Origin of the sequence: Micromonospora sp. NPDC002717, assembly GCF_040295705.1 — a bacterium.
In the GTDB taxonomy this organism is placed as follows: Bacteria; Actinomycetota; Actinomycetes; order Mycobacteriales; family Micromonosporaceae; genus Micromonospora.
Genome location: NZ_JBEOVW010000002.1, coordinates 378,572 through 403,633, shown reverse-complemented (window position 1 = coordinate 403,633; position 25,062 = coordinate 378,572). Strand labels below are relative to the sequence as shown.

28 protein-coding genes are annotated in these 25,062 nt (G+C 73.5%); 22 read left to right on the top strand and 6 right to left on the bottom strand.

Annotation, left to right across the window (positions count from 1 at the left end):
• Position 1 precedes the first annotated feature (1 nt).
• On the top strand, positions 2–1,042 hold the full coding sequence (locus tag ABT006_RS05950; RefSeq protein WP_350703387.1) for a S66 family peptidase: 1,041 nt from the start codon (positions 2–4) through the stop codon (positions 1,040–1,042).
• 177 nt (positions 1,043–1,219) lie between these two features.
• On the opposite strand, the gene ABT006_RS05945 is transcribed toward ABT006_RS05950, so the two are convergent.
• The gene (locus ABT006_RS05945; RefSeq protein WP_350703385.1) at positions 1,220–2,134 is read right to left on the bottom strand and encodes a cyclase family protein; all 915 of its coding nucleotides are present in this window, start codon (positions 2,132–2,134) and stop codon (positions 1,220–1,222) included.
• Between the two features lie 232 nt (positions 2,135–2,366).
• Between ABT006_RS05945 and mfd the strand changes: the two genes are divergently transcribed.
• From mfd to ABT006_RS05925, 4 genes are all read left to right on the top strand, one after another.
• Entirely contained in the window at positions 2,367–6,029 is a 3,663-nt protein-coding gene (gene mfd, locus ABT006_RS05940) for a transcription-repair coupling factor (RefSeq protein WP_350703383.1), read from the top strand.
• Between the two features lie 146 nt (positions 6,030–6,175).
• A complete protein-coding gene (locus tag ABT006_RS05935; protein WP_350703382.1) occupies positions 6,176–6,949 on the top strand; it encodes a hypothetical protein in 774 nt (257 codons plus the stop codon).
• Between the two features lie 2 nt (positions 6,950–6,951).
• Positions 6,952–7,923, top strand: coding sequence for a nucleoside triphosphate pyrophosphohydrolase (locus tag ABT006_RS05930; RefSeq protein ID WP_350703380.1), 972 nt, complete (start codon positions 6,952–6,954; stop codon positions 7,921–7,923).
• A 130-nt stretch (positions 7,924–8,053) separates the two neighbouring features.
• Positions 8,054–9,673 carry a DUF885 domain-containing protein gene (locus ABT006_RS05925; protein ID WP_350703378.1) on the top strand — a complete coding sequence of 540 codons (1,620 nt, stop codon included), beginning with the start codon at positions 8,054–8,056 and terminating at the stop codon, positions 9,671–9,673.
• A 23-nt stretch (positions 9,674–9,696) separates the two neighbouring features.
• Here the strand turns inward: ABT006_RS05925 and ABT006_RS05920 are convergent, their stop codons facing one another.
• Entirely contained in the window at positions 9,697–10,629 is a 933-nt protein-coding gene (locus ABT006_RS05920; protein ID WP_350703377.1) for an NAD(+) diphosphatase, read from the bottom strand.
• Positions 10,626–11,318 (bottom strand): hypothetical protein, encoded by a 693-nt coding sequence (locus tag ABT006_RS05915; protein ID WP_350703375.1) that lies wholly within the window; start codon positions 11,316–11,318, stop codon positions 10,626–10,628. Before ABT006_RS05915 ends, ABT006_RS05920 begins: the two co-directional genes overlap by 4 nt.
• Before the next feature lie 234 nt (positions 11,319–11,552).
• Here ABT006_RS05915 and eno point away from each other — a divergent pair, with 234 nt between their 5' ends.
• The 9 genes from eno (at position 11,553) to ABT006_RS05870 (ending at position 17,682) form a co-directional block, all read left to right on the top strand.
• Positions 11,553–12,836, top strand: a complete 1,284-nt coding sequence (gene eno, locus ABT006_RS05910) for a phosphopyruvate hydratase (RefSeq protein WP_350703373.1) — start codon at positions 11,553–11,555, stop codon at positions 12,834–12,836.
• A 31-nt stretch (positions 12,837–12,867) separates the two neighbouring features.
• Positions 12,868–13,509, top strand: a complete 642-nt coding sequence (locus ABT006_RS05905) for an FtsB family cell division protein (RefSeq protein WP_350703371.1) — start codon at positions 12,868–12,870, stop codon at positions 13,507–13,509.
• Positions 13,510–13,543: 34 nt separating this feature from the next.
• Positions 13,544–14,101, top strand: coding sequence for a DUF501 domain-containing protein (locus ABT006_RS05900; protein ID WP_350703369.1), 558 nt, complete (start codon positions 13,544–13,546; stop codon positions 14,099–14,101).
• Positions 14,102–14,103: 2 nt separating this feature from the next.
• Positions 14,104–14,640 carry an amino-acid N-acetyltransferase gene (locus tag ABT006_RS05895; RefSeq protein WP_350703562.1) on the top strand — a complete coding sequence of 179 codons (537 nt, stop codon included), beginning with the start codon at positions 14,104–14,106 and terminating at the stop codon, positions 14,638–14,640.
• An 83-nt stretch (positions 14,641–14,723) separates the two neighbouring features.
• Positions 14,724–15,653, top strand: a complete 930-nt coding sequence (locus tag ABT006_RS05890; RefSeq protein WP_350703561.1) for a Ppx/GppA phosphatase family protein — start codon at positions 14,724–14,726, stop codon at positions 15,651–15,653.
• Between the two features lie 47 nt (positions 15,654–15,700).
• The gene (locus ABT006_RS05885) at positions 15,701–15,904 is read left to right on the top strand and encodes a FitA-like ribbon-helix-helix domain-containing protein (protein ID WP_350703367.1); all 204 of its coding nucleotides are present in this window, start codon (positions 15,701–15,703) and stop codon (positions 15,902–15,904) included.
• A complete protein-coding gene (locus ABT006_RS05880; RefSeq protein ID WP_350703366.1) occupies positions 15,901–16,278 on the top strand; it encodes a type II toxin-antitoxin system death-on-curing family toxin in 378 nt (125 codons plus the stop codon). Before ABT006_RS05885 ends, ABT006_RS05880 begins: the two co-directional genes overlap by 4 nt.
• A 71-nt stretch (positions 16,279–16,349) precedes the next feature.
• On the top strand, positions 16,350–16,886 hold the full coding sequence (locus ABT006_RS05875) for a VOC family protein (protein ID WP_350703364.1): 537 nt from the start codon (positions 16,350–16,352) through the stop codon (positions 16,884–16,886).
• Positions 16,879–17,682 carry a MerR family transcriptional regulator gene (locus tag ABT006_RS05870; protein ID WP_350703362.1) on the top strand — a complete coding sequence of 268 codons (804 nt, stop codon included), beginning with the start codon at positions 16,879–16,881 and terminating at the stop codon, positions 17,680–17,682. Before ABT006_RS05875 ends, ABT006_RS05870 begins: the two co-directional genes overlap by 8 nt.
• Before the next feature lie 140 nt (positions 17,683–17,822).
• Here the strand turns inward: ABT006_RS05870 and ABT006_RS05865 are convergent, their stop codons facing one another.
• A complete protein-coding gene (locus tag ABT006_RS05865; protein WP_350703361.1) occupies positions 17,823–18,212 on the bottom strand; it encodes a DoxX family protein in 390 nt (129 codons plus the stop codon).
• A gap of 94 nt (positions 18,213–18,306) precedes the next feature.
• Between ABT006_RS05865 and ABT006_RS05860 the strand changes: the two genes are divergently transcribed.
• Positions 18,307–18,951 carry a TetR/AcrR family transcriptional regulator gene (locus tag ABT006_RS05860; RefSeq protein WP_350703359.1) on the top strand — a complete coding sequence of 215 codons (645 nt, stop codon included), beginning with the start codon at positions 18,307–18,309 and terminating at the stop codon, positions 18,949–18,951.
• A gap of 134 nt (positions 18,952–19,085) precedes the next feature.
• Here ABT006_RS05860 and ABT006_RS05855 read toward each other — a convergent pair whose 3' ends face one another.
• Both ABT006_RS05855 and ABT006_RS05850 read right to left on the bottom strand, forming a co-directional pair.
• A complete protein-coding gene (locus ABT006_RS05855) occupies positions 19,086–19,283 on the bottom strand; it encodes a DUF397 domain-containing protein (RefSeq protein ID WP_350703357.1) in 198 nt (65 codons plus the stop codon).
• Positions 19,274–20,083, bottom strand: coding sequence for a helix-turn-helix domain-containing protein (locus ABT006_RS05850; protein WP_350703355.1), 810 nt, complete (start codon positions 20,081–20,083; stop codon positions 19,274–19,276). Before ABT006_RS05850 ends, ABT006_RS05855 begins: the two co-directional genes overlap by 10 nt.
• A 152-nt stretch (positions 20,084–20,235) precedes the next feature.
• On the opposite strand from ABT006_RS05850, the gene ABT006_RS05845 reads away from it, so the two are divergent.
• The 7 genes from ABT006_RS05845 (at position 20,236) to ABT006_RS05815 (ending at position 25,027) form a co-directional block, all read left to right on the top strand.
• The gene (locus ABT006_RS05845; RefSeq protein WP_350703354.1) at positions 20,236–20,535 is read left to right on the top strand and encodes a hypothetical protein; all 300 of its coding nucleotides are present in this window, start codon (positions 20,236–20,238) and stop codon (positions 20,533–20,535) included.
• Positions 20,536–20,593: 58 nt separating this feature from the next.
• Positions 20,594–20,926, top strand: coding sequence for a PadR family transcriptional regulator (locus ABT006_RS05840; RefSeq protein ID WP_350703352.1), 333 nt, complete (start codon positions 20,594–20,596; stop codon positions 20,924–20,926).
• A complete protein-coding gene (locus ABT006_RS05835; RefSeq protein WP_350703350.1) occupies positions 20,923–21,978 on the top strand; it encodes an HAAS signaling domain-containing protein in 1,056 nt (351 codons plus the stop codon). Before ABT006_RS05840 ends, ABT006_RS05835 begins: the two co-directional genes overlap by 4 nt.
• A gap of 118 nt (positions 21,979–22,096) precedes the next feature.
• Positions 22,097–22,576, top strand: coding sequence for an LppU/SCO3897 family protein (locus ABT006_RS05830; RefSeq protein ID WP_350703348.1), 480 nt, complete (start codon positions 22,097–22,099; stop codon positions 22,574–22,576).
• Positions 22,577–22,783: 207 nt separating this feature from the next.
• Positions 22,784–23,470, top strand: a complete 687-nt coding sequence (locus tag ABT006_RS05825; protein ID WP_350703346.1) for a dienelactone hydrolase family protein — start codon at positions 22,784–22,786, stop codon at positions 23,468–23,470.
• A 19-nt stretch (positions 23,471–23,489) separates the two neighbouring features.
• Entirely contained in the window at positions 23,490–24,203 is a 714-nt protein-coding gene (locus tag ABT006_RS05820; RefSeq protein ID WP_350703559.1) for a uracil-DNA glycosylase, read from the top strand.
• Between the two features lie 80 nt (positions 24,204–24,283).
• Positions 24,284–25,027: a DUF4129 domain-containing protein gene (locus ABT006_RS05815; protein ID WP_350703344.1), complete on the top strand. Its 744-nt coding sequence runs from the start codon at positions 24,284–24,286 to the stop codon at positions 25,025–25,027.
• The last annotated feature ends 35 nt before the right edge of the window (positions 25,028–25,062 follow it).

Here is a 25,062-nt window from a genome sequence, read left to right as displayed (position 1 = left end):
CATGACGTCGCCGAACTATCCCCCGAAGCCCCGCCCCGGCGACCGGGTCGCGGTCGTCTCGCCCTCCGCCGGCCTGCCCGCGATCTTCCCCCACGTGTACGAGCTGGGGCTGCGCCGGCTGCGCGAGGAGTTCGGCCTGGAGCCGGTGGAGTACCCGACGACCCGGGTGATGGGCGCCGACCCACGCGACCGGGCGCGGGACCTGACCGCCGCCTTCGCCGATCCGACGGTCACCGCGGTGCTCGCCACGATCGGCGGGGACGACCTGATCACGGTCACCCCGCACCTGGACGACGCCGTGCTGCGGGCCAACCCGAAGCCGTACTTCGGGTACTCCGACAACACGAACGTGCTCAACCACCTGCACCGGCTGGGGATCGTGGCGTACCACGGCGGGTCGGTGCTGGTGCACCTCGGCCGCCCCGGCAGGCCGCACCCGCTGACGTTCGACTCGCTGCGCGCCGCCCTCTTCACCTCCGGCTGGTACGACCTGACGCCCGCGCCGGAGTGGGGCGACCGGCCGAACGACTGGCAGGACCCGGCGACGCTGGCCCACGAGCCGGAGATGCTGCCGGGGGAGGGCTGGCGCTGGCAGGGGCCGACGACCGTGGTCGAGGGGCGCACCTGGGGCGGCAACCTGGAGATCCTGCACTGGCTGATGGCCGCCGACCGGGTCCCGTCGGCCGGGGAGCTGGCCGGGTCGGTGCTGATCGTCGAGACGTCGGAGGAGATGCCCTCGGCCGCCGAGGTGTTCCGGATCCTGCGCAACATGGGGGAGCGGAGCCTGCTCGCCGCGTTCCCGGCGGTGCTCGTCGGCCGGGCGAAGGCGTGGGACTTCGAGCGGCCGCACTCCGTGCCCCAGCGGCGGGAGTGGGCCGACGCCCAGCGGGACGCGGTCACCCGGGCGCTCGCCGCCTACCACCCGGACGCCGTGGTGGTGTTCGACGTCGACCTCGGCCACACCGACCCGCAGCTGATCGTCCCGTACGGCGGCGAGATCCGGGTGGACGCGGTCCAGCGCCGGATCTCGGTGCGCTACTGATGAGCGACTCGCGGGCGTACCCGATCCTGCGTACGCCGGACGTGGACCGGGCGCTGCACGCCGTCGGTCACCTGCTGAACGTCGCCGACCTGCGGAACACCGAGGTGGAGCTGTGGGCGGGACGGACTGGGCCGCACTCCGGAGCGAGGCCGCCCGCCCGCGCGGGCCGGGTCGAGGTCAGGCGTCGAGTACGGCGAAGGCGCGGACCGGGAAGGTGCCCATGCCGGCCACCCGCGGCGGGGCCGCCGTGAACCGGAAACCCTCCGGAGGCAGCGCGTCGAGGCCGGTCAGGTGCTCCACGATCGGGACGCCGGCGGCCAGCAGCGTGCTGTGCGCCGGGCGCTCGCCGGCGGCGGCCGGGCTCATGTCGTCGATGTTGATCGAGTCGATGCCGACCAGGGCGGCGCCCGCCTCGACCAGGCTCCGGGCGCCGTCCCCGGTGAGGTGGGGCGCCTCCGGCGCGCCGTACCGGTCGGTGCCGAAGTGCGCGTCCCAGCCGGTGTGCAGCAGCACCGCCCGCCCGGCGACGTCGTACGGGGCCAGCAGCAGCCGGTCGATCGCGCGGGTGCCGGCCGGCACCCGGACCACGATCCCGGGCAGGTCGGCGAGGCGGTCCAGCGGCGTGCCGGCGAGGTCCGCGCCCTCGGCGTAGCGGTGCGCGGGAGTGTCCAGGTACGTGCCGGTGTTCGCGATCATGTCGATGCGGGCCACCTGGAACTCCGTGCCCGGCGCGTAGTTCGCCCGGGACGCCTCGAGCGTCAGCCAGTCGCCGATCCGCGGCGCCGGCCAGCCGGGCAGGGTGACCATCCCGTCGGTGATGACGTGACTCAGCTCGACCAGCCGCCGGCCACCGCCGCTGGCCTCTCCGACCACACCCCGGCCGCCCTTGTGCGGCTCCTCGATGATCGTCTTCCCACTGATCCGCACCTCGGCCACCATCAGCAGCCCGAGGTGCCGGACGAACAGCGCCGCCAACTCGTCGTCGCCGATCTCCCGGCCGGGGATGTCGAGCCGGAACCCGTCGGTCCGCAGCCCGCCGCCGTTGGCGAAGGTGACCTCCGCGTCGAACTGTGCCCGCCACTGCCCACTCATGATCGAAGCCGACCACGCCGGCGTCGCCCCGGTCAAGATCCGGTCCCGCCCGGGGCCGGCCCGGGCGGTATCCGGGTTCCGCGCCTCGCGTCGCCGTCGGCTCTGGGCGAGATTGTCCCCGCCGCGAGATAGGCTGGCGGGCGTGCACCCCCCGTCCTGACGGACGCGGGGCTTCTGTCGTGCTGCGGCGCTGCCGCGTGCCGAGCCGGCGATCCCACGGGAAGTGATTGACATGCTCACCGGTCTGTTCTCCGCCGCCCTGGCCGACCCCGGGCTGGCCCGGGCACGTGACCTGGCGCGCTCCGGTGCCGCGCAGGTCGACGGCCTCGACATCACCGCGCCGCCCGCGCTGCGCCCGTTCGCGGTCGCCGCGGTCGCGGCGGACCCGGTCGGCGACGGGGCCGGCGGCGGCGCCCGAGGCGGCGGCGCGGGCCGGCCCGTGCTCGCCGTGACGGCGACCACGCGGGAGGCCGACGACCTGGCCTCGGCGTTGGGCGCCCTGCTCCCGCCCGATCAGGTCGCGGTCTTCCCGTCCTGGGAGACGCTGCCGCACGAGCGCCTGTCGCCCCGCTCCGACACGGTCGGCCGGCGGCTGGCCGTGCTGCGCCGGCTCGCGCACCCGGGGTCGGCCGACGCGCACGGCCGCACCGGCCCGCTGCGGGTGGTCGTGGCACCCGTCCGGTCGCTGCTCCAGCCGCAGCTCAAGGGGCTCGGCGACCTGGAACCCGTGCAGCTCGCCGCCGGCCAGGAGGCCGACCTGGAGGAGGTCGCCCGCCGGCTGACCGACATGGCGTACGCGCGGGTCGACCTGGTCACCAAGCGCGGCGAGTTCGCCGTACGCGGTGGCATCCTCGACATCTTCCCGCCCACCGACGAGCACCCGTCCCGGGTCGAGTTCTGGGGCGACGAGGTGGAGGAGATCCGCACCTTCGCCGTCGCCGACCAGCGGACCATCGAGCAGGTGCCGCAGCTCTGGGCGCCGCCCTGCCGGGAACTGCTGCTCACGCCGTCGGTGCGGAAGCGGGCCGCGGCGCTGGCCGAGGAGCACCCGGAGCTGGCCGAGATCCTCGACAAGCTGGCCGAGGGCATCCCCGTCGAGGGGATGGAGTCCCTCGCCCCGGCGCTGATCGGCGCCGACTCGATGGAGCTGCTGCTGGACTGCATGCCGGCCGGCACCCACGTGCTGCTGTGCGACCCGGAGCGGATCCGCACCCGGGCGCACGACCTGGTGCGTACCTCCGAGGAGTTCCTCCAGGCGAGCTGGGCGGCGGCCGCCGTCGGCGGGCAGGCCCCGGTGGACCTCGGCGCCGCCGCCTTCCGGACCCTGGCGGACGTCCGCGCCGCCGCCGCGCGGCTGCGCCGGCCCTGGTGGACGTTGTCGCCGTTCGGCCTGGCCGAGGCGGAGGGCGCCCCGGCGCGGGAGCCCTGGGAGGACGAGCCGGGCGAGGTGGACGTCACCCCCGACGACGCGATCGCGGTGACCCTGGCCGCGCAGCCGGCCCCGCTCTACCACGGCGAGACCGCCCGGGTCGTCGACGACCTGAAGCGCTGGGCCGGCGAGGGCTGGTCGATCGCGCTGGTCTTCGAGGGGCACGGCCCCGCCCAGCGGGCGGTCGAGGTGCTCCGCGACGCCGGCCTCGGCGCGCGGCTGACCGAGGAGATCCCGGCCGCCCCCGCCCCCGGCGAGCTGGTGGTCAGCTGCGGCAACCTCGCCAGCGGCTTCGTCGACGAGGCGTCCCGGTTCGTGCTGCTCACCGGCAACGACGTCACCGGCGGGCGGGGCACCTCCACGCGGGACATGCGCAGGATGCCGAGCCGGCGGCGCAATACCATCGACCCGCTGGAGCTGAAGGCCGGCGACCACGTCGTGCACGAGCAGCACGGCATCGGCCGCTACGTCGAGCTGGTGCAGCGCACCGTCAACGGCGCGTCCCGGGAATACCTGGTCATCGAGTACGCCCCGAGCAAGCGCGGCCAGCCCGGCGACCGGCTCTTCGTCCCCACCGACCAGCTCGACCAGCTCTCCCGCTACGTGGGCGGCGAGCAGCCCGCCCTGCACAAGATGGGCGGCTCGGACTGGCAGAAGTCCAAGGCCCGGGCCCGCAAGGCGGTCAAGGAGATCGCCGCGCAGCTCATCCAGCTCTACGCCGCCCGCAAGGCGTCCAAGGGGCACAACTTCGGCCCCGACACGCCGTGGCAGCGGGAGCTGGAGGACGCCTTCCCGTGGCAGGAGACGCCGGACCAGCTCGCGGCGATCGAAGAGGTCAAGCGGGACATGGAGCAGACCGTCCCGATGGACCGGCTGATCTGCGGCGACGTCGGCTACGGCAAGACGGAGATCGCCGTCCGGGCGGCGTTCAAGGCGGTGCAGGACGGCAAGCAGGTGGCGGTGCTCGTGCCCACCACGCTGCTGGTGCAGCAGCACTACAACACCTTCGCCGAGCGGATGAGCCAGTTCCCGGTGACGATCAGGCAGCTCTCCCGCTTCCAGACGCCCAAGGAGGCCGAGCAGGCCCTGGCGATGGCCGCCGAGGGCACCGCCGACATCGTCATCGGCACCCACCGGCTGCTCCAGGCGGCCACCCGGTTCAAGTCGCTCGGCCTGGTCATCGTCGACGAGGAGCAGCGCTTCGGCGTCGAGCACAAGGAGCACCTGAAGACGATGCGCGCCTCGGTCGACGTGCTGAGCATGTCGGCCACCCCGATCCCGCGCACCCTGGAGATGGCGATCACCGGCATCCGGGAGATGTCCACCATCGCCACCCCGCCCGAGGAGCGGCACCCGGTGCTGACCTTCGTCGGGGCGTACGACGAGCGGCAGGTGGCCGCCTCCATCCACCGCGAGCTGCTCCGCGACGGGCAGGTCTTCTACCTGCACAACCGGGTCGAGTCGATCGAGAAGGCGGCCCGGAAGCTCCGCGAGCTGGTGCCCGAGGCCCGGGTGGCGGTGGCGCACGGCCAGATGAGCGAGGAGGCGCTCGAGAAGGTGATGGTCGGCTTCTGGGAGAAGGAGTTCGACGTCCTGGTCTGCACCACGATCGTGGAGTCCGGCATCGACATCCCGAACGCCAACACCCTGATCGTGGAGCGCGCCGACCTGCTCGGCCTGGCCCAGCTGCACCAGATCCGCGGCCGGGTCGGCCGGGGCCGGGAGCGGGCGTACGCGTACTTCCTCTACCCGCCGGAGAAGCCGCTGACCGAGCACGCCCACGAGCGGCTGGCCACCATCGCCCAGCACACCGAGCTGGGCGCCGGCATGTACGTGGCGATGAAGGACCTGGAGATCCGGGGCGCCGGCAACCTGCTCGGCGGCGAGCAGTCCGGGCACATCGAGGGCGTCGGCTTCGACCTGTACGTGCGGATGGTCGGCGAGGCGGTGCAGGCGTTCAAGGGGGAGCGCCCGGAGGAGGAGACCGAGGTCAAGGTCGACCTGCCGGTCGACGCGCACCTGCCGCACGACTACGTCGGCGTGGAGCGGCTGCGCCTGGAGATGTACCGCAAGCTCGCCGAGGCGCGCGACGAGGAGCGGCTGCGCGAGGTGGTCGCCGAGATGACCGACCGGTACGGCGAGCCGCCCGCCCCGGTGCAGAACCTGGTCGCGGTGGCGCGGTTCCGGCTGCTGGCCCGCCGCTACGGCCTCACCGACGTCTCCATGCAGGGCAAGCACATCCGGTTCGGTCCGCTGCCGCTGCCCGACTCGAAGCAGCTGCGGCTCAAGCGCTACCACCCGGACTCGGTCTACAAGTCGGCGCTCGACCAGGTCAGCGTGCCCCGGCCGAGCACCCGGCGGATCGGCGGCGAGCCGCTGCGCGACCAGGCCCTCCTGGAGTGGTGCGCCCAGCTCCTCTCCGACGTGCTGGGCGAGCCGGCGCTCGTGGCCACGCCGGCCCGCTGACCCCGCTCGTCGATCATGAGGTTGTCGCCTCGACACCGCCGATGTGGAGGGCGACAACCTCATGATTACGGGCGGTGGTCCGGGCCGGGTCGTGAGCAGGGTGGGGGGCGTCACAGGCGCCGGTTCGGCATGAGAGAGTGGCGAACATGCGTGCTCGCCGTCTGATCGCCGCCGCCAGCGTCGCGGCCCTCGGTCTCGTCTCCCTCGCCGCCTGCGGTAGGTCCGCGCCGGACGTCGCCGCGTACGTCGGTGACACCACCTACTCGATGAGCCGGGTGGACGAGATCTACGCCGACGCCCAGCGGATGTTCGGCGACGCGGTCCGCGCGGAGGCCAGCCGGGCCGGCGCCACCCCGTCGCCGGACCAGCTGCGTTCGCCGGTGACCCGGCAGGACGTCGTCAACCTGCTGGTCAGCATCGACCTGGGCAAGCGGGTCGTGGCCGCGAAGAACATCAGCGTGCGCGACCAGGTCAGCCCCGAGGATCTCCAGCAGCCGCTGCGGATGCCGGCCGGCGCCGAGTACGCGAAGCTGTGGGGCGAGTGGATCGACATCTCCCAGGCGCTCGGGGAGCAGCTACCGCCGGGCGAGCTGAGCGACGACTCGGTGATGGCCGTCTACCGGGCGCTGGAGAAGACCGGCCAGATCGACTCCGGCCTGGGGGTCGCCCAGGTCCGGCAGCTCTTCGGTGACGGTGGGTTCGTCCGCAGTGGCGCCGCGGTCAGCGCGGCCCTGCAGGAGGAGGCCGAGCGCGCCGACCTCTCGGTCAACCCGCGGTTCCGGCCGCTGGGCGTGCCGTCGCTGGTCGGCAACGGCCAGGCCCTGATCGCCTACTCGCTCCCGTACATCGACGAGGACGGCCCGGTCACCGATGTCTCGACTCCGGAACCGGTCCCGTCGAGCGGCCCGGCCGACAGCTGAGCATGCCGGCGCGGATCGTCCTGCTCGTCACCTCGCCCCGGCTGCCGGCCGGGCTGCTGACCGCGGCCGCCTGGGACGTCGTACGCCGGCATCCGGTGCTGGTGGGGGCGGAGAGCGAGCTGACCACGGCGGTCCGCGCGGCGGGCGCCGAGGTGACCGTCGTCGACGGTCCGGCGACGCAGGCGCTGCTGGACGCGGCGGCGGCGCACGGCACCGTGGTGTGGCTGGCCGGCCCGGCCGGCGACGAGTCGCTGGCCCGGGAGCTTGGCCTGCGGCTGGCCCGCGAGCCGGGGCTGGCCGAGCTGGAGCTGATGTACGGCTCGTGGGACCCGCCGGGTGCCCGGCTGCTCGACGCGGTGGCGGTGATGGACCGGCTGGCCTCGCCGGGCGGCGACCCGTGGAAGCGGGCGCAGACCCACCGCAGCCTCGCGGGCTTCCTGCTGGAGGAGTGCTACGAGGCGTACGACGCGATCAGCGCCGAGGACACCGACGCGCTGCGCGAGGAGTTGGGCGACGTGCTGCTCCAGGTGGTGCTGCACGCCCGGCTCGCCGAGGAGTTGCCCGAGGGGCGGCGGTGGACCGTCGACGACGTGGCCGGGGGCCTGGTCGACAAGATGGTCCGGCGCAACCCGCACGTCTTCGCGGAGGGCGAGGCGGGCACGCTGGAGGAGATCGAGGCGAGTTGGGAGCGGATCAAGCGGGCCGAGAAGGCGCGGGAATCGGTGCTGGACGGCATCGCGCTGAGCCAGCCCGCGCTCGCCCTGGCCGCCAAGATCCTCGACCGCGCCGGCCGGGTCGGGCTCGCCGTGCCGCCCCCGCTGGCGGAGTCCCAGGTGGACCCGGAGGCGCGGCTCGGCGCGGGCCTGCTCGCCACGGTGGCAGCGGCCCGCGAGGCCGGCCTGGACGCGGAGGCGGCCCTGCGCCGAGCCGCCCTCGCCTACGCGGACGCGATCCGCGCCGCCGAACGCCCCTGACCCCCGCCGCCAGACCGAGTCGATCATGAATTTGCGGGGTGGTCCGGCCCACCATGATCGACCCGGGGACGGCCGGGCCGACCCGACGCGAGGGGCGGGGGAAGCCGGGGCCGGCCGGTAGGGTCGGCGGGTGGAATCCTTTGTGCCGCTCGCCGAGCGGATCGTCGACGCGTTGCTGGAGAGCCGGCCGGGGCTCGCGACCTCCACCGGGGACCACCGGTACGACGACCGGCTGCCGGACCTGTCCGCGACCGCCGCCGTGGCCGACCAGGCGATGCTGAGGGAGGCCGCCGACGCGCTCTCCGAACTCGACCCGGACGCGCTGGGCGTCGAGGAGCGGGTCGACCACGCCCTGCTCACCTCGTTCGTGGACCAGGCGCTGTTCGAGTGGACCGAGATCCGCGCGCACGAGTGGGACCCGCTGGTACACAATCCGGGGCCGCTGCTGCACGCGCTGGCCGCCCGCCCGTACGCCCCGGTCGAGGAGCGGCTGACCAGCCTGGCCGGCCGGCTCGCGGCGGTGCCGGACGCGCTGGCGACCGCCCGCGCCACGCTGCGCGACATGCCGCGCATCCACGCCGAGACGGCGGTCGGGCAGTTCACCGGCACGGCGGCGCTGATCCGCGACGAGGTGCCGGCGCTGCTCGCGCAGGCGCCCGCGCTGCACGACCGGGTCGAGCCGGCCGCCATCGCGGCGATCGCCGCGCTCGAGGAGTTCGTCGCGTGGCTGCGCACGGGCCTGGCGGCCGACGCCGGCCCCGGGCGTGACCCGCGCCTGGGCCGCCGCCGCTGGGAGGCGCGGCTCTGGCACACCCTCGACACCGAGCTGGGCGCCGCCGAGATCCAGCGCCGGGCCTGGGCCAACCTGGACCGGGTCACCGAGGAGATCCGCGCGGCGGCCGTCGAGCTGGTCGGCGGCCCGGCCGACGACGAGACCGTGCGCCGCGCGCTGGACATGCTGGCCGCCGAGCACCCCGACGACCACACCATCGTGGCGCTCGCCTCGGTCACCCTGGACGAGGCGACCGACTTCGTCCGCGCCCACGACCTGGTCACCCTCGTCGACGACCCCTGCGTGATCCAGGAGATGCCCGAGTTCGCCCGGGGCGTCGCGGTCGCCTACTGCGACTCGCCCGGCCCGCTGGAGACGGCGGCCGTGCCGACCTTCTACTGCATCGCGCCCACCCCGGCGGACTGGCCCGCGCACCGGGTCGAGTCGTTCTACCGGGAGTACAACGACCACATGATCCGCAACCTGACCGTGCACGAGGCGATGCCGGGGCACTTCCTCCAGCTCGCCCACGCCCGCCGGCACGTCGGGCCCACCCGGGTCCGGGCACTGACCGAGTCGGGGCCGTTCATCGAGGGCTGGGCGGTCTACACGGAGGAGCTGATGGCCGGCCTCGGCTTCGGTGGCCTGCCGGTGCGGTTGCAGCAGCTCAAGATGCAGCTCCGGATGACCATCAACGCGCTGCTGGACCAGCTCGTGCACTGCGAGGACCTGCCGGAGGCGGAGGCGATGGCGCTGATGACGGGGCGGGGCTTCCAGGAGGAGGGCGAGGCGGCCGGCAAGTGGCGGCGCGCGCTGCTCACCTCGACGCAGCTCTCGACGTACTTCGTCGGCTACAGCGAGGTGGCCGAGATCGCCGCCGCCCGGCCCGCCGGGGTGTCGGTGCGCGACTGGCACGACGCGATGCTCGCCCACGACTGCCCGCCCCCGCGCCACCTGCGCACCCTGCTCGGCGTGTGAGCGCGGCCGGCCGCCGCGCGGGTTCAGCGCCGCGCGGCGGTCGCCGTCGCGTCGATCAGCCACCGCGAGATGGAGTACGCGGGCGGCAGCTCCGCCGGCAGCCGGTCGAGCGGGAACCAGCGCGCCTGGGTCAGCTCCCGCCCGTCCACCACCGGCTCGGCGGTGGGGTCGGCGGCGGTGGCGGTGAAGCCGGCGAGCAGCACGCTCGGGCCGGACAGCGCCCACGGCTGGCTGCCGAAGTAGGCCGGCTCGGCCAGCTCCAGCCCGACCTCCTCGCCGACCTCGCGATGGGCGGCCGCCTCCAGCGTCTCGCCGGCCTCGACGAATCCGGCCACGAGCGCCCACAGCCCGGTCGGCCCGGACGAGTGCCGCACCAGCAGCAGCTCGTCGGGGCGATCCACCGGGCCGGGGCGGGTGACCGCCACCAGCACGGCGGCGGAGAACCGCATCGGCACGTACAGGTCACAGTCGGGGCAGCGCCGGGCCGACTCCCCGGGCACGTCGGCCAGTTCGGCCCGGCAGGCCCCGCACCACCGGTGCGTACGCCGCCAGTCGACCACCGTCAGCGCCCGGCCGGCCAGCGTGGCGAGCGGCTCGGGCGCCTCGGCGGTGAGTGACGCCCAGCCGCGCCAGCGGCCGGTCAGCTCCTCCTGCCCGGTCGGCTCGGCCGCCCAGGCGGGAACGCCGTCCAGGGTGCCCAGCGGCACCCACGCGGTGTCGGCCGGCAGGTCGGCGATCCGCAGGACGGTGCCGTCTGCGCCGGTCAGCAGCTTGCGCCCGGCCACCGGCAGGGCCAGGTCGGTCGGCGCGGGCGCGACGGAGCGGTCGGCCCCGGGGACGAACCCGCCCGGTCGTCCGCGACCCGACGCCGCGTGCCCACCGGCCGCACCGGACGGGGTGGCGGCCGTGCCGGCCGGGTTCGGGGCGGCGGCGCCCGGGCCGGCCGGGCCGGTCACGAGGTGGTCGACCGGCGGTCCACCACGCCGGCGCCGGACGGCAGGGCGAACGCGGTGGCGTCGACCGTCTCGCGGTAGTGGTGCAGGGCCAGCTCGACCGGCTTGCCGTCGACCTGGCCGGTGAAGCTGCCCAGCGCCCCCTCGGTGGTCACGCAGGCGATGAAGTCGCCGCTCGACCGCTCCACGTCGACGCAGGTGGCGTGGCGACCGGCGAGGGTGGTGTCGCTCTGCGTGATCACCGCGTCCGGATCGAGCGCGGCGGCGGTCAGCAGCCCCACCACGATCGGCGGCGTGACCAGGCCCTGCTGCTTGGCCTCGGTGAACAGGGCCACCGAGGGCTTCGCGTTGGGCGCGGGCGGGGCCTCCAGGGTGCAGGTGGCCCGGCCGGCGGCGGTCTCGCAGCGGGCGGTCGCCTCCGGGGTGACGGTGAGCTTGCCGCCCGGCCAGGTGTAGGCGGAGCGGGCCGGCTCCTGGGCCTGGACGATGGTGGCGGTCTGCCCGCCGGGAAGTTGGTAGTCGGCCGAGTACGTCAGCTCCAGCGCCCCGTCCAGCCGGGCGGCCATGTCGTTGACCAGGTCGGCCCGCCCGATCGCCCGGCCGGCGTCGTCCAGGGTCTGACAGCCGGTCACCGTGAGCGACGCGATGACCGACACGGCGAGCATGCGGAGAGTGGTCGAGGCGGCGGGCATGGCGAACAGCGTGGCCGATCGGGTCAACCGCGCGCAAACCCGTTGCCGGTTGAGGCCCGAGAATTCGGGAATGTCTGCGTAAAGCGCCGGCGGAGGGCAGGTTCCGGATCCGGTCCCCGTGCGCCCGGACCGCCCGCGTCCGACGGCCGCCCGATACGCTGCGTTCAACACCTGCCTCAGCCGCACCGTCGCGGCCCGAACCGGACCGGAACCACACAAACGAGGAGCGACTCAGTGGCAACCATCGAGGGAATCGTCGCGCGGGAGATTCTGGACTCGCGGGGCAACCCGACCGTCGAGGTCGAGGTCGGGCTCGACGACGGCACGATCGCCCGCGCGGCGGTGCCCTCCGGCGCCTCCACCGGCGCCTTTGAAGCGATCGAGCTGCGCGACGGTGACGCCGACCGCTACCAGGGCAAGGGTGTCGAGAAGGCGGTCTCGAACATCGAGGACAAGATCGTCGACGAGCTCATCGGCTACGAGGCCAGCGAGCAGCGGCTGATCGACCAGAAGATGCTCGACATCGACGGCACCGACAGCAAGTCCGAGCTGGGCGCGAACGCCATCCTCGGCGTCTCCCTGGCCGTGGCCAAGGCGGCGGCCGGCAGCGCGGAGCTGAGCCTCTTCCGCTACCTGGGCGGCCCGAACGCGCACCTGCTGCCGGTGCCGATGATGAACATCCTCAACGGCGGCGCGCACGCGGACTCCAACGTCGACATCCAGGAGTTCATGATCGCGCCGATCGGCGCGCCCAGCTTCCGCGAGGCGCTGCGCTCCGGCGCGGAGGTCTACCACGCGCTGAAGTCGGTGCTGAAGAAGAAGGACCTGTCCACCGGCCTCGGCGACGAGGGCGGCTTCGCGCCGAACCTGCCCACCAACTCCGCCGCGCTGGACCTGATCGCCGAGGCGGTCGAGAAGGCCGGCTACCGGCTCGGCACCGACATCGTCTTCGCGCTCGACGTGGCCGCCACCGAGTTCTTCGACAACGGCACCTACACCTTTGAGGGCGCCGCGAAGACCGCCGAGGAGATGAGCAACTACTACACCAAGCTCATCGGCGACTACCCGATCGTGTCGATCGAGGACCCGCTGTCCGAGGACGACTGGACCGGGTGGCAGACCCTCACCGCCTCCGTCGGCGACCGCATCCAGATCGTGGGCGACGACCTGTTCGTCACCAACCCGCAGCGGATCGCCCGCGGCATCGCCGAGAACGCCGCCAACGCGGTCCTGGTCAAGGTCAACCAGATCGGTTCGCTGACCGAGACCCTGGACGCGGTGGACCTCGCCCACCGGGCCGGCTTCAAGTGCATGATGAGCCACCGCTCCGGCGAGACCGAGGACACCACCATCGCCGACCTGGCGGTGGCCACCGGCTGCGGCCAGATCAAGACCGGTGCCCCGGCCCGCTCGGACCGGGTCGCGAAGTACAACCAGCTCCTGCGGATCGAGGAGGAGCTGGCCGACGCGGCGCGGTACGCCGGGGCGGGCGCGTTCCCGCGCTACCGTTCGGCCTGAGACCGCGAAGCCTCGGGGGAGGGGTGTGACGATGCAGCAGCGCCGCACACCGGGTGGTCAGCGTCCCGCCCGCCGGCCGGGTCACTCCGGCCGGCCGGGCGGGGCCCGGGGCGCCCGGGCCTCGGTCCGCGACGGCGGCGTCCGCGCCGAGCCGCGTGCCACCGCCGGTCGCGCACCGGGGACGGCCCGGGGCGCCGAGGGCGTACGCTCCGCGAACCGGCCCGCCGGGGCCCGTCGTACGGCGGCCGGCGGCACGGTCAAGCGGCTCACCGCACCCCACTCCCGGGGCCTCACCGGGCGGGCCACCGTGCTGTTCGCGGTGCTGATCGCGCTCGCCCTGGCCTACACCTACCCGGTGCGGGTCTACCTCGACCAGCAGGCCGACATCGAGCGGATGGAGGCCGCCCAGGCGGCCCAGCGCGAGGTGATCGAGGGCCTCTCCGCCGAGGCGGCCAAGTGGCAGGACAAGGCGTACATCGAGACGAAGGCCCGGGAGCGGTTCTTCATGGTCCGCCCCGACGAGACGCTGCTGGTCGTGCTCTCCGACCCCGAGGGCGCCGCGCGGGACGCCGGCGGGCCCGCCCAGCCGGCGAAGCCCGCCACGCCCGACCCCTGGTATGACACCCTCTGGTCCAGCGTGCGGGCCGCCAACGGCGACCAGCCCGACAAGTGAGCAGCACCCGAGCACCGAACGAGAGATGGGCACCGTGACAGTCGTACCACCGCAGGAGCCGGCGGCGGACTCCGTACCCCCGCCGAAGCGCGAGCCGGCCACGGAGGCCGACCTGGCCGCGGTGGCCGCGCAGCTCGGCCGCCCGCCCCGGGGCACCCGGGCGGTCGCCCACCGCTGCCCCTGCGGCCTGCCCGACGTGGTGGAGACGACGCCGCGCCTGGCCGACGGCACGCCCTTCCCGACGCTGTTCTACCTGACCTGTCCCCGCGCCACGGCGGCGTGCAGCCGGCTGGAGTCGGCCGGGCTGATGAAGGAGATGGCCGACCGGCTGGCCACCGACCCGGAGCTGGCCGCGCACTACCGCGCCGCGCACGAGGACTACCTGGCCCGCCGGGAGGCGATCGGCGACGTCCCGGAGATCGCCGGCATCTCCGCCGGCGGCATGCCCGGCCGGGTGAAGTGCCTGCACGTGCACCTCGGGCACGCGCTGGGGGCCGGGCCGGGGGTCAACCCGTTCGGCGACGAGACGCTGGAGTTGGTGGAGAAGTGGTGGGCGGCCGGCCCCTGCGTGGACGTGCCGGCGGCCGACTGACCATGGCGGACGCGGGCGGGGGCGTGGCGGGGGCCGACGAGATCGTGGTGCGGCGGGCCCGCACCTCCGACGTGCGCGGCATCCGGCGGCTGGTCGACACCTACACCGACGACCGGCGGCTGCTCAGCAAGGCCACCGTCACCCTCTACGAGGACGTGCAGGAGTTCCGGGTCGCGGTCCGGGCGGACGACGGCGCGGTGGTCGGCTGCGGCGCGCTGCACGTGATGTGGGAGGACCTGGCCGAGATCCGGACGGTGGCGGTCGACCCGTCCTGCCGGGGCCGGAAACTCGGCCACCGGATCGTCGCGGAGCTGATCGACGCCGCCCGCGAGCTGGGCGTGGCCCGGATCTTCGTGCTCACCTTCGAGACCCGGTTCTTCGGCTCGTTCGGGTTCACCGAGATCGACGGCGCGCCGGTACCGCAGCCCGTCTACGAGCAGTTGCTGCGCTCCTACGACGAGGGCGTCGCCGAGTTCCTGGACCTGGAGCGGGTCAAGCCGAACACCCTCGGCAACACCCGGATGCTGCTGCGCCTCTGACCGCCCGTGGCCTCGGCACCGGTGCGGGTGGGCGGCGAACAAGCCCCGGATCCTGCCGTAGGGTTGCTGCCGTGACGACGCGCGTGGCCGCCATCGACTGCGGGACCAACTCGATCCGACTGCTGGTCGCCGACCTGCCCGATCCCTCGGCGGGCCCGGACGCGCCGCTGGTCGACCTGAGCCGGCGGATGGAGATCGTCCGCCTCGGCCAGGGTGTCGACAAGACGGGCCGGCTGGCCCCGGAGGCCATCGAGCGCACCCGCGTCGCGCTGGCCTCCTACGCGGCCGAGATCGAGAAGCTCGGCGCGGAGCGGGTCCGGATGTGCGCCACGTCGGCGTCCCGGGACGCCTCCAACGCCGCCGACTTCCGGGAGATGGTCGAGCGGACCCTCGGGGTCGCGCCCGAGGTGGTGACGGGTGACGAGGAGGCGCGGCTCTCCTTCACCGGTGCGGTGCGCGGGCTGCCCGCCGGCACCGAGGAGCCGTTCCTGGTCATCGACATCGGCGGCGGCTCGACCGAGTTCGTCGTGGGCACCCGCGCCGGCGGCGTCGAGGCGGCCATCTCGATGGACATCGGCTGCGTCCGGATGACCGAGCGGCACCTGCACGGCGACCCGCCGGGCATGGCCGAGGTCGCCGCCGCGCAGGCAGACATCGCCGTCGCGGTCGACCGGGCGCTGGCGGCCGTGCCGGGCCGGCAGGCCGCCACCCTGGTCGGGCTCGCCGGGTCGGTCACCACCGTGGTCGCCATCGCCCAGGGCCTCCAGGAGTACGACCCGGGCCGCATCCACCACGCCCGGGTGTCGTACGAGGCGGTGGCCGACGTGACGGCCGACCTGCTCGGCAAGACCCGGGAGCAGCGGCTCGCGATCCCGGTGATGCACCCGGGCCGGGCGGACGTGATCGGCGCCGGCGCCCTGGTGCTCCGGGTGATCATGGAGCGGGCCGGGATGGCCTCGGTGGTCGCCTCCGAGCACGACATCCTCGACGGCATCGCCTGGTCGCTGGCCTGAGGTCGCGCGACCCGGAATCCGCTGGTCAGCAGCGGTATGATTTCCATATGGTCACCACGGTCAATCTCCCCGACGGTCTGCACGAGCGGCTGAAGGCTCTCGCCGAGCAGGAGCACAGGTCGATGAACGCCACCATCGTCGTGGCGGTGGAGGAGTACGTGGCTGCTCGCAGCCGTCGCGCCCGCGTACAGGGTCTTGCCCGCGAGGTCGCGGACCGTGACGCCGAGCTGCTGCGGCGACTTGCCGAGTGATCAACTACCTGGACGTCGACGACCTGATGGAGATCGCCTCGATCGTCCTCGGCGAGGCACCGCAGGTGCGTGATCCCGGCCTGCTCTCCTCCGCGGTGGTGCGGCCCGCCACGGTTGCGTTCGGCCAGGAGGCGTATCCCGAACTGTGGGGCAAGGCCGCCGCGCTGCTGCACTCGATCTGCATGAACCACGCGCTGATCGACGGGAACAAGCGTCTCGCCTGGTCGGCGGCGCGCGTCTTCCTGGCCCTCAACGAGGTCCCGATCCGGGATGTCGACGTCGACCAGGCCGAAGCTCTCGTGATGTCGGTGGCCAGCGGCGCGATGACCGAGGTCTCCGACATCGCCCGAGAACTCCGCAAGCTCTATGTCTGATCCATGCGTGGAGACCCGGTCCACGAATCCGGCTTGACCCTCACGCCGCGTAAGGCCGGAGGGTGGGGTGCATGAGCGACCACTACGACGCTTTCGAAATTAGTCCCGTGCCCGATCCCGGCCCGGATGCGGTTGCGCCGGAGCCGTTCCGGGGCATCTACGGAATGCCCGCGTTCGCGTCGATCCCCACGAGCGATCTGGCGGCGTCGGTGGACTTCTGGACTCGTGGGCTCGGGTTCTTCGAGCTGTTCAGCATCCCCGGCACGCTCGTGCACCTGCGGCGGTGGGCGTTCCAGGACGTGCTCCTCGTCTCGGCGGCGAGCGTTCCGGAGCAGGCGCCGGCGATGAGCGTCAGTTTCGCGTGCGTGCTCAACCAGATCGATTCCCTTGTCGAGGCATGTCGGGCGTTGAGCCCGGACTCGGTCGACGGCCCACGGGACACCCCCTGGAACACTCGCGACGTGGAAGTGGTCACCCCCGAGAACGCGCGGATCGTCTTCACTGCGGCGAAGCCCTTTGATCCGGCCAGTCAGGAGGCGCGGAACCTTGAAGCCATGGGGATCACCCCACCGGGCGGCGGTCGCGGCGACACTGAGGAGCATGCCTGATGCCACTGACGTCGATGGGTTGACCGTCGGTCAGGTTTCGACGCGTCTGGGCGTGACAGTCCGCGCGCTGCACCACTGGGACGACATCGGTCTGGCGCGACCGTCGCTGCGCACGACTGCCGGATACCGGCTCTACACCGCTGCTGACCTGCAACGCCTGTACCGCATCGTCGTCTACCGGGAGATCGGCCTCGATCTGGACGGGATTCGGGCCATCCTGGACGACGCGACCGTGGACGTGCCCGGCGCACTGCGCGCGCAGCGCACCCAGGTGGCCCAACGGATCGACCGCCTCCAGCAGCTCAGCGCCGGCCTGGATCGGATGATCGACGCCCACGAGCGCGGCCTGCTGCTGACCGTCGAGCAGCAGGCCGCGATCTTCGGCCCCAGGTGGAACACGGACTGGCCCGCCCAAGCCCGTCAACGCTACGGAGACACGACGCAATGGCAGCAGTACGCCGAACGCTCAGCCTCTCGCAGCCCGGAGGAATGGCAGGCCATCGCCGACGCCGTCGCTGACCTCGACCGTGCCCTCGGCGACGCGATGGACGCCGGTGTCGCCCCTGGCAGCCCCGAAGCGAATCAACTCGTCGAGCGGCACCATGAGGTTTTCACGTCGTACTTTCCCCTCACCCGGCAGATGCAGGTCTGCCTCGGCCGCATGTTCGAGGCCGATCCGGGGTTCGCCGCCCACTACGACGGCATCCGCGCCGGCCTTGCCACGTGGTTCCGGCAGAGCGTCGACGCCAGTGCACGCGTCCACGGCATCGACCCCGACACCGCCACCTGGCAGTAGAGCGCGGATCCGGTACGACCAGGGCTGTGTCGAAGTCGGTCACAGCCACTCGTTGATGGCCTGTAGCCGGCCCATGCGGGGGCAGTCATCCTGTCGTGCCGACAAGCGTCGGCGGCTGGGCCTCGCCTACCGGCCGCCGGCTACCCCCAGTTCCGGGCAGCGAGGGCGTAGGGGCCGAACCTGCCCCAGGCGACCAACACCGCCAACGCGAGCACCACCAGGTTGCCGATGCTGTGGGGGTATTCTCCCCGGCCGATGTGCACGATCCCGCCGCCGAGCATGACAACGGCGAGACCGGCGGCGGCGATCGGAGTGAGCACAGGCGCGATCAAGGTGAGGGCGGGAAGGATCAGCCCGACCGCGCCGAGCACCTCCAGGACGCCGATCACCTTCACCATTCCGGAAGAGAAGTCGACCACCCACGGCATCAACGGGACGAGCGAGTCCTTGGCCATGACGACCTTCATGCCGCCCGCCCCGGCGAACAGGACGGCGAGGAGGCCCTGGGCGACCCAGAGAACGATCTTCAACGTAACTCTCCAAAAACGAAGGGAGCCCTGCGGTTAAGCGGTGCGCTAACCGTACCAGAAGCGCAGGGCACCCTTCACTTCGTAGGATTGGGTCATGAGATCTGGTAAGGGGCTGCGGAGGGACGCCGAACTCAACCGGGGACGCGTCGTGGCGGCAGCCCGTGCCGTGTTCGGCGAGCGCGGGCTGGAGGCACCGCTCGAGGACGTGGCCCGGCGGGCCGAGGTCAACATCGCCACCCTCTACCGGCACTTCCCGAAGCGGGAGTCACTGATCGAGGCGGTACTGACCGATCGGCTGAACGAGCTGGCCGACCTCGCCGAGCAGGCCGTTCGGGCACCCGACCCCGGGGCCGCCTTTCGCGACTTCGTCGAGCGGGTGTGTGCGATGCAGGCCGCCGACCGAGCGGTGACCGAAGGCTTCACCGCCTGTTTCCCCAACTCCCCCGGCATGGAGGAACCCCGGACCCGGGCGCTGGGCGCACTGGATGCCCTGATCCGGCGCGCCCAGCAGGAGGGCCAGCTGCGCTCCGACGTGACGGGCGCCGATGTCATGCTGTTCCTGATGGCCAACGCCGGCGTGCTGCGCTCCACCCGGCAGTCGGCGCCGGGGGCGTGGCGGCGCCTGGTGGCGCTACTGCTCGATGCCTGTCATCCGGAGGGCTTCGCATCCGCACTGCCCCCCGTCCCCACTTCCGAGGAACTGCACGACGCCATGGTCGCCACCCGCCCCGGCCGCTGACCAGCGAACGGTCGGTCAGAGGGAGGCCACGCCCGTGGCGTCCACCAGCTGACCGGTGATCGGACCCAGGTGACCTATCCATGCGGTCATGGTTGTCGGCGCATGGGCGAGGACCCGCGCCGCGTTCCACCCCGTTAGCGCGGGTGACGCCCTGCGACGCCGGCGACGAAGTGGGACCAGGCGGTCGGGCCGAAGGTGAGCACGGGGCCGGAGCGGTCCTTGCTGTCGCGGACCAGCACCACGCCGGGCAGGTTGTCGGCGACCTCCACGCACGAGGCGCCGCCGTTTCCGCTGCGGGTGGACTTGCGCCACCGGGCGCCGGTCAGCTCCATGTCTTCGCCACTTCCTGCATCAGGGTCAGCGACTGCCGCCGGGGCAGCGCCTCTGAGCGGACACTTTCCCACCTGCGGTGCAGGCTGGCAATCTCCTCGGCGCGGTCCAGCACCTGGGCGCGCAGCGGGCTGTCGAGATGCGCCACCCAGCCTCCGTCGGCGTACCCCGCCAGGATGAACGGCCCGGCCACGCCAGCGTGCACGCCTACCTCGGCCGGGATCACGTGCAGGTGGATGTGCGGGTGGGCACCCAGCTCGATCAGGTGGTCGAGTTGCTCGCGCATCACCCCGAACCGGTCCGCCACCGGGCGACGAAGAATCGTCTCGTCGAGCACGGCCACCAGTTGCGGTGGCTGGGCGCGGTGCAGGATCTGCTGTCGCTGAATCCGTGCCGTCACCCGCTCTTCGACCTCGGAGTCGGGCACAAGGCCGCCGTCGGAAAGGACCGCGCGGGCGTAGCCCTCGGTCTGGAGGAGGCCGGGCAGGACGGAGATCTCGAACCACCACAGCGTGGCCGCCTCCTGCTCGACGGCCACCCAGGGCCGGAACCAGGCCGGCGCGGTCTCCACGCTGACCAGCGGCAGGATCCGTCCGAGCAGGCCGCCGCTGTCCAGCGCCTCGTCCGCGCGCCGGACGAAGTCGAGCGAGGGCGTACGCCGGCCGATCTCCACCATCCCGACGAGCGAGCCGGAGTAGTTGATCCGCCGGGCCAGTTCCTCCTGGCTCAGCCCGCGCTCGGTGCGCAGCCGCCGCAGCTCGCCGGCCAGGAGATCCAGCGTCGACAGTTGGGGTCTGGTCATCACACCTCTCTCACCGGGCTTCACATGTCGGGCCGGGCGGGCCACCGCCGGCCGGTGCCCGCCGCGTGACTTCCGACCGTAGTCGGATGGTCACGATGATGGGGGCGACCCGGGGCCCACAGTGCCCTCACAACCCGACGAGGGGCGATGACGTGACGATCCGACGCCTCCATCCGACGTGGTGCGTGCCCGAGAGCGGCTGCGGGACCAGCGCGCTGCACCTGTCCCGCCTGCGGCCGGTCGCGCCGCGTGGCGACGAGGTGATCCAGGTGCGTGCCGCGCTCTGGCAGATGGACGTCGGGCGGCTGGCTCCGGCCGGCGTCCTGCTGGAGTTGTCGGCCGGCGACGATCCGGAGCGCTGGCCGATCGACCTGGCGCAGGCTCGCGCGCTGGTGCACGTACTCCGGGATCTGCTGCGGATCGCGGAGGAGGCGGCGCGCCGCGCGGCCTGACCCGCCGCGCGGCGCGTTCCTTTGACACTACTTCGCAATGCGCAGTAGTGTGCGAAGCGTGGATACCACACAGCTCCTGAAGGGCGTGCTGGACCTCGCGGTTCTCGCCGTCCTGCGCGAGGAGGACGGCTACGGTTACGACATCCTGCGCCGCCTCCGCGAGGCCGGGCTGGAGGAGGTCGGCGACGCCTCGGTCTACGGCACGCTGCGCCGGCTCTACGCCGCCGGCCTGCTGACCACCTACGTCGTGCCGAGCGAGTCCGGCCCGCACCGCAAGTACTACTCCCTCAACGCCGCCGGCCGGGACCAGCTCACCCGCTACGGCAAGCTCTGGCGCTCGTTCGCCACCACCATGGACGCACTGCTCGACGAACGGGGGATGGCGGCATGACCGTCACGGAGCAGGAGATCGCGGACTACGTCGCACGGGTGCGGGCCGCGCTGGCCGACCTGCCGCCGGCGCACCGTGACGAGTTGACCGAGGACCTGCCGGAACACCTCGCCGAGGTCGCCGTCGAGGCCGGCGGCAGCCTGGTCGAGCGGCTCGGCGAGCCCGAGGCGTACGCGGCCGAGCTGCGCGCCGCCGCCGGGGTCGGCGCCGTCGCCGGTGGCCGCCGCCGCGATCGCCGCCTGGCCGCCGCCGTGGACCGGCTCCGCGCGCGGGCGCAGCGCTGGGACGTCCAACTCGGGCCGCCCCTGGGGTACGCCTCGGCGAGCGAGTTCCTCCGGCTGCTCCGGCCGGCCTGGTGGGTGCTGCGCGGCTACCTGGCCGCCATGCTCGTCACGGTGGCCACCACCGGTGACTCGTTCGGCGTGCTGCCCGAGCTGAACGGCAGCGTGCTGGCCGGCCTGGTGCTGCTCGCCGGCAGCGTGCTCGCCTCGATCTGGCTCGGCCACCACACGCCGAGCCTGACCCGGCCCAAGCGGCGGCTGCTGCACGCCGGCACGGCGGTGCTGGTGGTCTTCGGGCTGATCGGCCTGACCGACGTGAACGGCCGCGTCGGCTCGGGGGACTTCGGCTACGAGCACATCTCGGTCGACGACCGGTACTCCCACGTCCGGGACGTCTACGTCTACGACAGCGAGGGCCGGCTGGTGGAGAACGCCCGGCTCTTCGACCAGAACGGCGACCCGATCCGCCTCGGTTACCCGGACTGCCCGGACGGGTGGGACCCGAGAGGGGTCGGCAACCCGCTGCTGCGCCCGTACCCGTACTGCCCCGAGCGGGCGCCGTTCGCGCCGCGCCCGCCGGCGGCCACCTCGCCCACGCCCGGCCTGCCCCCGTTGGCGCCCACCGCGTCGGCCGACCCGTCCGGCCCGGTCCCGACGGGCGGCCCGACGGCCGGAGCGACCGCGGTCCCGACCGCGGAGGCCCCGGCCGCGACGGAGGCCCCGGCCGCGACGGAGGCCCCGGCCGCCACCCCGGCGCCGAGCCGGACGTGAACCGGATCGCGTCCGGGAAGCTGGGAAATAGCTGAACGGATGAGGTCGACGGGGCGGCGACCGTCGTACCTGATCGCTACGGTGTCGTCTGCTCATCCACCCCTCGGAAGGACAACCCGTGTCAGAGCAGGTCGCACCGCCCCCCGCGCCGGACGCCGCGCAGCCCCCGTCGGCCTTCCAGGCGCCCCCGGCGGAGCCGGAGACGAAGAAGTCCGGCTCCAGGAAGGTGCTCGGCATCGTGGGCGCGATCGTCGCGTTCCTGGTCATCGCGGGGCTCAAGTTCGGCGTCGGCTCGGCCATCGGCAACTTCCTCAACAAGGACGAGACCGCCGACGCCAAGGTCGGCGACTGCATCGCCGAGCTGCCCGAGGTGACCGGCACCAAGGAGGAGAAGGTCGACGGCGCGAAGGTCGTCGAGTGCACCTCCACCGACGCCGTGTACAACGTGGTCGGTCGGGTCGACGGGCAGACCGAGACGCAGGCCCGCTCCGGCGAGGCGTGCGAGCAGTACATCAAGGAAGACCAGGACGGTTACGTCTTCTACAGCATCGAGCCGGGCAAGAAGGGCTACCTGCTCTGCCTGACCAAGAAGGCCTGACCGGCCCCACGGCAGCACAGCACCGCCGACGGCGGCGCGGACGACGGTCCGCGCCGCCGTCGGTGTCTGCGCGTACGGCCGGCGAACGGGAGGTGAATGCCACTGTTCCGGCGTCTTCCCCGGGGCGCGCACGGCGTGGCAGGCTACCGGCACGTAGGACCACTGGGCGACCAGCCAACGATGACTGACCGCTAGGAGGACGGGCCGATGGGCGAAATGGTGAGCTTCACCAGCAACGGGGGTACGCGCGAGGGGTATCTCGCGATACCGTCCGGCGGTGCGGCCAGCCCAGCGGTCATCGTCATCCAGGACTGGTGGGGGCTCGTGCCCCACATCACCTCCGTCGCGGACCGGTTCGCCGAGGCCGGGTTCGTGGCCCTCGCCCCGGACTTCCGCCACGGCGGCCCGGCCAGCAAGCCCGACGAGCCGCGCCAGATGCTGAACAGCCCGCAGATGGACGAGGCGGCGGCGGACATCGCCGCCGCGGCGGACTACCTCGCCGGGCGTTCCGAGGTCACCGGCAAGGTCGGCTGCGCCGGCTTCTGCGCGGGCGCGAGCCTGGCCCTGTGGGCGGCCAGCCGCACCGAGCGGATCGTCGCCACCGCCGCCTTCTACCCCCGGCTGCCCTGGGACGGGATGCGCTCCGAGTGGGCCGACTACGCGGGCAAGGCCGCCCTCATCCACTGCTCCGAAGCCGACGGCACCTCCGCCGCCGACGGCGTGCAGACCGTCCGCCGCGCCGTCGAGACCGCCGGCGGCACGTGCCAGACCTACGACTACCCCGGCACCGCGCACGCCTTCTTCAACGAGGACCGGCCGGAGAACTTCGACCAGCGCGCCGCCGCCACCGCCTGGGCGCGCACCCTCGAACTCTTCCGGGCCAAGCTTGGCTGAGCCGCGTACGCCCGACGAGGTGGTCGCCCGCGCCGCGCGGGCGACCGACCTCGCCGACCTCGACGCCGCCGTCAGCGACTGCTTCGCCTGCCCCCGCCTGGTCGAGTGGCGCGAGGAGGTGGCCCGCACGCGCCGGGCGGCCTTCCGCGACCAGGAGTACTGGGGTCGGCCGGTGCCCGGCTTCGGCGCCCCCGACGCGCGCATCGCCATCCTCGGCCTGGCGCCCGCCGCGCACGGCGGGAACCGCACCGGCCGGATCTTCACCGGCGACCGCTCCGGCGACGTGCTCTTCGCCGCGCTGCACCGCGCCGGGCTGGCCAACCAGCCGACGAGCGTCGCCGCCGACGACGGTTTGTCCCTGCGGGACACCCGCATCTTCGCCGCCGTGCGCTGCGCGCCGCCGGACAACAAGCCCACCCCGGGCGAGCGGGACACCTGCGCACCGTGGCTGCACCGCGAGGTCGCGCTGATCCGGCCCACCCTGCGCGTCGTGGTCGCGCTGGGCGCCTTCGCCTGGTCCGCGTGGTGGCCGACGCTGCGTCAGGTGTACGGCCAGCGCCCGCCCGCCCCGCGACCGGCGTTCGGTCATGGGGCACACTGGTCCGGCACGGCCGCACCGCAGCTGCTGGGCTGCTACCACGTCAGCCAGCAGAACACCTTCACGGGACGGCTGACACCAGGGATGCTGGACGACGTGTTCGCCCGGGCGAAGCAGTTGGCCGGGGTGGACTGAGGCACGCGGGGGCGGTGGCGATGACGGACGGAACGCGTCGGCCCGCGACGCACCCCCCGGCGGCCCGGAGGTAACCCCGGATGGATCTGAGCGTGCTGCGCAGGTGGTGGCCGGTCGCCGCGGTCGGCGTCCTGCTCGCCGTCGCCGCGTTGGCGTCCGGCCACTCGTCGATCGGCGCCAGCCGGATCCCGCCCGCCGCCGACAACATCCCCTACGTGCCGGAATACCCGACCGGCGAGCCGGCCGCGTCGATCCCCGTCGAGCCCCGGGACGCCGGCGAGGCCACCCAGGCGAGCATCCCGCCGTGGCTCGGCACGGTCGCCCTCGTGCTGCTGGGGTCGGCCCTGCTCGCCGCGTTCGGCTACCTCGCCTGGACGCTGGTCCGGGGCGCGATGCGCCGCAGCACCCGGGCGCTGCCGAAGCAGCGGAACCGGCGTACGGCCGAGGGCACCGCCCGCGAGGTGGCCGCCGCCCTCGACGCCGGCCTGGTGGAGCTGGACGACGCGGACGCCGACCCGCGCGCCGCGGTCATCGCCTGCTGGGTGCGCCTCGAAGAGGCCGCAGCCGGCGCCGGTGTGCCCCGGCTGGCCGGGGACACCCCCACCGACCTGGTCACCCGCCTGCTGCGGGGCGACCCGTCGGCGGGGGTGCCGGCGATCGTCAGCGCCGACGTGTTGGCCGAGTTCGCGCACGTCTACCGCGAGGCCCGCTACGCCACCCGGCCCGTCGACGAGCGCACCCGCGACCAGGCCCGTGCGGCGCTGCGCCGGCTGCGCGCCGAGCTGACCGCCGTGGTCGCCGGCGACGCCGGAGTGCCGACGTGACCGGGTCGTGGCGGTCGCGCGCCCGGCGTGATGAG